Below are 6050 nucleotides of genomic sequence, written 5' to 3' on the forward strand. Positions count from 1 at the left end.
CGGATGGAGACCGAAGGCAGGGCGTCCATCGAAGACCTTGTTCGCGCTGCCATTGCACTGCGCTGCGATGAGGGCATTGCCGCGCTGTTTCCGCAAGTTCCGGCGACCAGCATGGATGAACTGCTTGCACAGCAGCGTCAGGCAGCCAAGCGGCAGCGCCAGCGTGCCAGCGGGCGCTCAAGCGGAATTGGGTCATGAAGCTGGCTCCGGGAACGCCTTTGGCGGTTGGACTGCTGACCAACGAGACTGCAGCGCCGCGTTCGGTCGGCAGGCTGGCGATGGCCAGCGGATTGGCTCAGCTCGAATGGTCGGCAGAGATCATCGCTGCGCGCCTTCCGATATCTCCGCTTCACTATCCGGCTGAGCCCGGCCTGCACCCTGCCCGCAGCCGAATGTTCGAAGGCCTTCACGGTTTCCTTTCAGACTGCCTGCCCGACGCCTGGGGCATGCTGCTTTTGAAACGGCGGCTTCAAAGGATGGGTCACCCGTTCGAAGACCTTAATGCGGTCGACCGGCTCGCCCTTGTGGGCACGAATGGTCGGGGAGCCCTCGTCTTCCAGCCCGAGACGCTTGGGTTCGAGGCTTCAGGCACCATCGACCTGGATGCTCTGGCCGATGAATCGCGCCAGGTTCTGCTCGGCGAGGAAACAGAGCTCGAAGCGCTGCTGGCACGCCTGGGCGGCGGCTCGGGCGGAGCGCGGCCGAAAGTTCACGTGGCGATCGACGCGGACGGCAAGCTGTCCGCCGGAGACGAGCTCGCTGCCGCGGGAACTAAGAACGCGGGTGCGGAATGGATCGTCAAGTTTGCAGCGACCAATGACCCTGCCGATATCGGGCCATTGGAGGAGGCCTACGCCCGGATGGCACGCGCCGCAGGGATTGTTATGGCAGAGACGCGATTGATCCCGTCGGCGAACGGTCCAGGTCATTTCGCGACAAGGCGCTTCGATCGACCGGCACCGGGCAAGCGGCTACACATGGTCAGCCTCGGCGGAGCGCTTGAAGCGTCGCCGCATATGCCCAGCGTCGACTACGACGGGTTCCTGAAGGCGACCTTGGCCATCACTCACAGCATGGCAGACGTCGAGCAGGCCTTCCGGCGAATGGTCTTCAATGTGCTCGCGCGAAACCGGGATGATCATGTACGCCAGCATGCTTATCTGATGGACGACCAAGGGAACTGGCGGCTTGCACCGGCCTTTGACCTCACCTTCTCGAATGGCCCGGGCGGCGAGCATTACATGGCCGTCTTGGGCGAAGGGCGCACCATCACCCGTGAGCATGTCGAGAAGCTCGCAAAGGTCCATGGGGTTTCGCCGAAGCGTACGGCTTCGATCGTAGACGAAGTTCGTGCAGCGCTTTCCAACTGGGCGTCGTATGCGCGTGACGCGGGGGTAGGGGTCTCTATGGCTCCTGTGTCAGAGGGTTTAGGTTTGGTGGCGCAAGAGTTTGGCTGAGGGTGGCTTGGCTAACCGGAAGCCGACAGTGCCCCGCTGAGGCAGGTTCCGACCAGAGCCGGACGAAACCATTAGCGCCGACTAAGGTCCGGTTCTCGCCATATCCGACACCCAGCGTTCGCCCGATGCGTTATGTCCGATGGGGGTATCTTGGCCAAGAAAGCGCGAGGTTGATCGTTACCCGAGGAGACATCCACGACTTCATAGAGATGTGATGCCTGAACAGCGTTGAACTGCGTAAAGCCGTGGTAGGGCAACCTGCCATCGGCTTTACACAAGTTTGCTAATGTGAATGATTATCATTGACAAGTCATAAGGCTTCCCTCTAGCGCTCGCCCCTATATGCGGACGAGCACAGTCAGAGCCTGGGATTGGGTCCATCGGTGGAGCAGCCTCGTCTGCACGCTGTTCCTGTTCATGCTGTGCATCAGCGGCCTGCCCCTGATCTTCCATGAAGAGATCGATGCGCTGAGCGGCGAGCACGCGCCCGTCGGAGCAGCTTCGGCCCGGTCCGGCCAGCCTCTCGATCGTATCGTCACTGCGGCAATGGCCGATTATCGGCGCACCGCAGGGCGTTTCGGTGTGCCGCTGTTCATCGGCTTCAGCCAGAAAGACCCGCGCATCACCGTCACGCTCGGCCCCCGGGCCGATGCAAGTGCGGCCGAGATGCGGCTGTTTACGTATGATCGCACCAGCGGCGACCACCTTGGCGAACAGCGGCAGGACGGGATCATGGCGCTGATCCTCAGGTTGCATGTGGACCTGTTTGCCGGCTTGCCTGGGATGCTGCTGCTCGGTGTAATGGGCCTGCTTTTCGTGCTCGCGATCGTATCGGGCCTCGTGCTCTACGCGCCGTTCATGCGCCTCCTCCCGTTCGGTACCTTGCGGCGCGGGCGTAACCGCCGGGTCGGCCTGCTCGACGAACACAATCTGCTGGGCGCCGTGACGATGGGATGGGCGCTGGTTATCGGACTCACCGGTGCGATCAATGCCTTTGCCGATCCGCTTATCGCGATGTGGCGGCAGGGCGAGCTTGCCGCGATGGTCGCCGCCTCGGGCCATGCGCCAGCAACAGATGCCGCGCACCGCGCCTCGCTCGATCAGGCCATGGCCGCCGCACAGGCTGCGCAGGCGGGCCTGTCGCCCCAATTCATCGGTTTTCCGGGCGGGGCGTGGAGCAGCAACCACCACTATGCCGTTTTCTTCCAAGGCGACACACCGCTGACCAGCCACCTCCTGACTCCGGCACTGGTCGACGTCGCAACGGGTAAGGTGGACGCGATCCGGCCGATGCCGGTTTCAATGCAGGCGCTGATGCTCTCGCGTCCGCTCCATTTCGGCGACTATGCCGGGCTTTCGCTCAAGATCGTGTGGGCTTTGCTCGATCTGGCGACGATCCGCGTGCTGTGGTCGGGGCTTGTCCTGTGGTGGGGCAAGCGCCGCCGCCCTGCTGCGCGGGGCGCTGCGGCTCTGCTCTCACAGAGCGCCCGCGCATGAGCCGGCTGCCTGCCCGCCGCCCCATGGCCATCCTCGCCGCGCCGCTCGGAATCGCATCGCTGGTCGTTGCCGGCCTGATCGCCGGCCTCACCGGTTCGGGCTGGCGTGATGCCTTTTGCACCGGTGCGCTCGCCGTGCCGCTCTTCGTCTTCCTGTTTCACTTCCTGCGGCGGTCCCGGCCCAGTGCCGGATCCGATTGCCGCCCCAACCAGAAAGCCAGACCGTGAAGCCTTCCTTCCTGCTCGCCACGAGCATGTTCGCCCTGCCGCTGGCCGCGCTGCCGACCGCCGCCAATGCCGATGCCGCGCCCGACACTCCGGCACAGGGCGAGATCGTGGTCACGGCTCAGCGCACCAATGCGACTGCCGTCAGCGGCGAGGGCGATCTGGGCGCACTCGGCAACAAGCGGGCAGAGGACGTGCCGTTCACGGTACGCAGCTACAACGAGGCGCTGATCCTCAACCAGCAGCCGCAGACGCTGGGGCAGGTGCTCGAAAACGATCCGACCGTGCGCACGAGCTACGGCTTCGGCAATGCCTCTGAGCAGTTCGTCATCCGCGGCTTTGCTCTCTACGGTGACGATGTCGGGCTGAACGGCCTTTACGGCATTGCGCCGCGCCAGCTGATCGCGCCCGAACTTTTCGAAAGCGTGCAAGTGCTGAACGGAGCCTCGGCCTTTCTCAACGGCGCAGCGCCAGGCGGATCGTCGGTGGGCGGCAGTGTCAATCTGCAGCTGAAGCGGGCCAGGAACACCCCGCTCAACCGCGTCACCCTCGGATATACCTCGGGCAGCCATTTCGGCGGTAGCGCGGACGTCTCGCGCCGCTTCGGCAAGGGCGGCGCGTTCGGCCTGCGGGTCAACGGGGCCTTCCGCAGCGGCGACGTGGCGATTGACGGCGAGTTCCGCCGCACCGCGACCCTCGGCGCGGCGTTCGATTGGCGCGATGACAACACCCGGCTTTTCGTCGATCTCGGGTACCAGCGGGTCGAAGTGAAGGGCCTGCGCCCCAAGGTCACCATCGGCACGCCGACAATCCCGGCGGTGCCTGGGGCCAGCGCCAACTATGCCCAGCCCTGGACCTACACCACCTTGCGCGATCTGTTCGGCGCGATCCGTCTGGAGCAGGATCTGGGCACCAATGCCCAGCTCTATGTAACCGCCGGCGCGCGCGATGGCAGCGAGCAGGGCATCTACGGCGGGATCACCGTGCTCAACGCAGCCACAGGCGCTGCAAACGGCAACGCGCTCTATGTGCCGCGCACCGACAACAACGAAGCGCTGGAGGCCGGCCTGCGCGTTAAGTTGGGTAAGGCCGTCACGCAGGAGTTCAATATCGGCGGCAGCGCGGTGTGGCAGGTCAATCGCAACGCCTTCGATTTCCTTTATGGCCCGGGCTTTGCCGGGTTCGCGACGAACATCTACGACACGCCTGTCGCCGCTATTCCGGCTTCGGCCTTCGTCGGCGGGAACCTCAAGAACCCGTTCCCGATCAGCCGCACCCGGCTGCTCTCGACGTTTGCTTCGGACACGCTCGGCCTGTGGGGAGACCGGGTGCTGATCACCGGTGGCGTCCGCCTGCAGGAGATCCGTGTCAAAAGCTACAACTACTACAACGGCGGCCGGCTTGATGGCACCTACGGCAAGTCCGCACTCACCCCCATCGTCGGCCTTGTTGTGAAACCTGTGTCTGGCCTGTCGCTGTTCGCCAACCGGATCGAGGCGCTGCAGCAAGGGCCGACCGCGCCGATCGACGCCACCGTGATCAACTCGGGCGCCGTGTTCGGCCCGATCAAGTCCACGCAGTACGAAGTTGGCGGCAAGCTCAGCGCGGGCGGCTTCAACATCGGCCTCTCGCTGTTCAGGATCGATTTGCCGGTCGGCTATTCGGTCGACGCCGGCGGCGGAAAGAAGCGCTTCGGCCTGTTCGGCGAGCAGCGCAACGAAGGCATCGAACTGACAGTGAACGCCGAGCCGGTGAAGGGCCTGCGCCTGATCGGCGGCGGATCGGTCGTTGATGCGCGCCTGCGCAAGACAAGCGGCGGCGTGAACCAGGGCAACCGCGCCGTTGGAGTGCCTGAATGGACCGCCAATGCCGGCGCGGAGTGGGACATTGCCACAACCGGCCTCACTCTCACAGGCCGCGTGGTCCACACCGGCAAGCAGGCGGTGAACGTGGCGAACACGCTCGAGATCCCGGAATGGACGCGCTTCGATCTGGGCGCGCGCTATGTGCTGGTGGCCGCTGGCAAGCCGCTCACGCTGCGCTTCGGCGTCGATAACGTGGCCAACAAGCGCTACTGGGCCTCGGCCTTCGATGTCTTTTCGGCGGCGCTGCTGCAGGGCCAACCCCGCACCTTCAAGGCGAGCGCCTCGATCGATTTCTGATGTTGCAACAACAGCGAAATCATTGATCCGGCCTGCCGGTCAGCGAACTTTTGCGGTGCTCATTGGTCCCTTGGAACAAGCTGATGTGTGAGACGCGGCGGCTTAGCCGGTCGCTGGTTTCGGCGTGGGCTCTCACCGGATCAAGCCATCCCGCTCCAGTCTGCCAACTATCCTGCCCGTCAGCGGCATGGTTGGAGTGGATCGGGCCCACCGTCGCCCCATCGGCCGGTCCCGCCGAAAGCCGTCATCGCATTGGATAGCTATGAATGGCAGGAATGTCCCAGCTTTCGTCATTCGCCGATGCTACTGCCCCGACGGTTCATCCGTTCGTTGAAGTCCGCCCAGTCGATGCCCCAGCTTGGAGACCTTCGCAAAATTCGGAGGCCTGGTCTGGCGTAGGTCTTGCTCGCTTGATGCGCAGCATTCTGTCCAGGTGCATCGTTGTCCTCGGCAATGATTAGCGTATGGATCCCCTTCGGAAGATGGAGGAGTGGCAAGCGAGCAGCGCCCATGGCCGCCCAGCAGGTCACGCCGGTCAGACTTGTGAAGGCGGCCGCGTCTTCGAAGCCTTCCGCAATTGCCAACACCCCATCAGACAATGTTGGTTGCCATGCCCCCTGCCCGCAGCTCCCCAGCAAGAACTTGCCGCGATGTCGGCCTGATCTAGGGTCCAGGATGATCCTTTGAACCGCCACAAGCCGGCCTAGGTC

5 protein-coding genes and 1 pseudogene are annotated in these 6050 nt (G+C 64.1%); 5 read left to right on the forward strand and 1 reads right to left on the reverse strand.

Annotation, left to right across the window (positions count from 1 at the left end; translation table 11 throughout):
- The 5 genes and pseudogenes from K5Q19_RS14100 to K5Q19_RS14120 form a co-directional block, all read left to right on the forward strand.
- Positions 1 to 198, forward strand: a pseudogene (locus K5Q19_RS14100) (XRE family transcriptional regulator); the annotation flags it as partial.
- Positions 195 to 1457, forward strand: a complete 1263-nt coding sequence (locus K5Q19_RS14105) for a type II toxin-antitoxin system HipA family toxin (protein ID WP_072384208.1) — start codon at positions 195 to 197, stop codon at positions 1455 to 1457. The pseudogene K5Q19_RS14100 and the gene K5Q19_RS14105, both read left to right, overlap by 4 nt.
- 342 nt (positions 1458 to 1799) lie before the next feature.
- The gene (locus K5Q19_RS14110; RefSeq protein WP_072384207.1) at positions 1800 to 2954 is read left to right on the forward strand and encodes a PepSY-associated TM helix domain-containing protein; all 1155 of its coding nucleotides are present in this window, start codon (positions 1800 to 1802) and stop codon (positions 2952 to 2954) included.
- Positions 2951 to 3181 (forward strand): hypothetical protein, encoded by a 231-nt coding sequence (locus K5Q19_RS14115; protein ID WP_292946269.1) that lies wholly within the window; start codon positions 2951 to 2953, stop codon positions 3179 to 3181. The genes K5Q19_RS14110 and K5Q19_RS14115 overlap by 4 nt, the downstream gene beginning before the upstream one ends.
- Positions 3178 to 5340 (forward strand): TonB-dependent receptor, encoded by a 2163-nt coding sequence (locus tag K5Q19_RS14120; RefSeq protein WP_365759634.1) that lies wholly within the window; start codon positions 3178 to 3180, stop codon positions 5338 to 5340. Before K5Q19_RS14115 ends, K5Q19_RS14120 begins: the two co-directional genes overlap by 4 nt.
- 290 nt (positions 5341 to 5630) lie before the next feature.
- Here K5Q19_RS14120 and K5Q19_RS14125 read toward each other — a convergent pair.
- Positions 5631 to 6050: toprim domain-containing protein (locus K5Q19_RS14125; RefSeq protein ID WP_292946271.1), on the reverse strand; the 420-nt coding region annotated here is incomplete at its 5' end.

It is taken from the genome of Novosphingobium sp., assembly GCF_019748365.1.
GTDB lineage: Bacteria > Pseudomonadota > Alphaproteobacteria > Sphingomonadales > Sphingomonadaceae > Novosphingobium.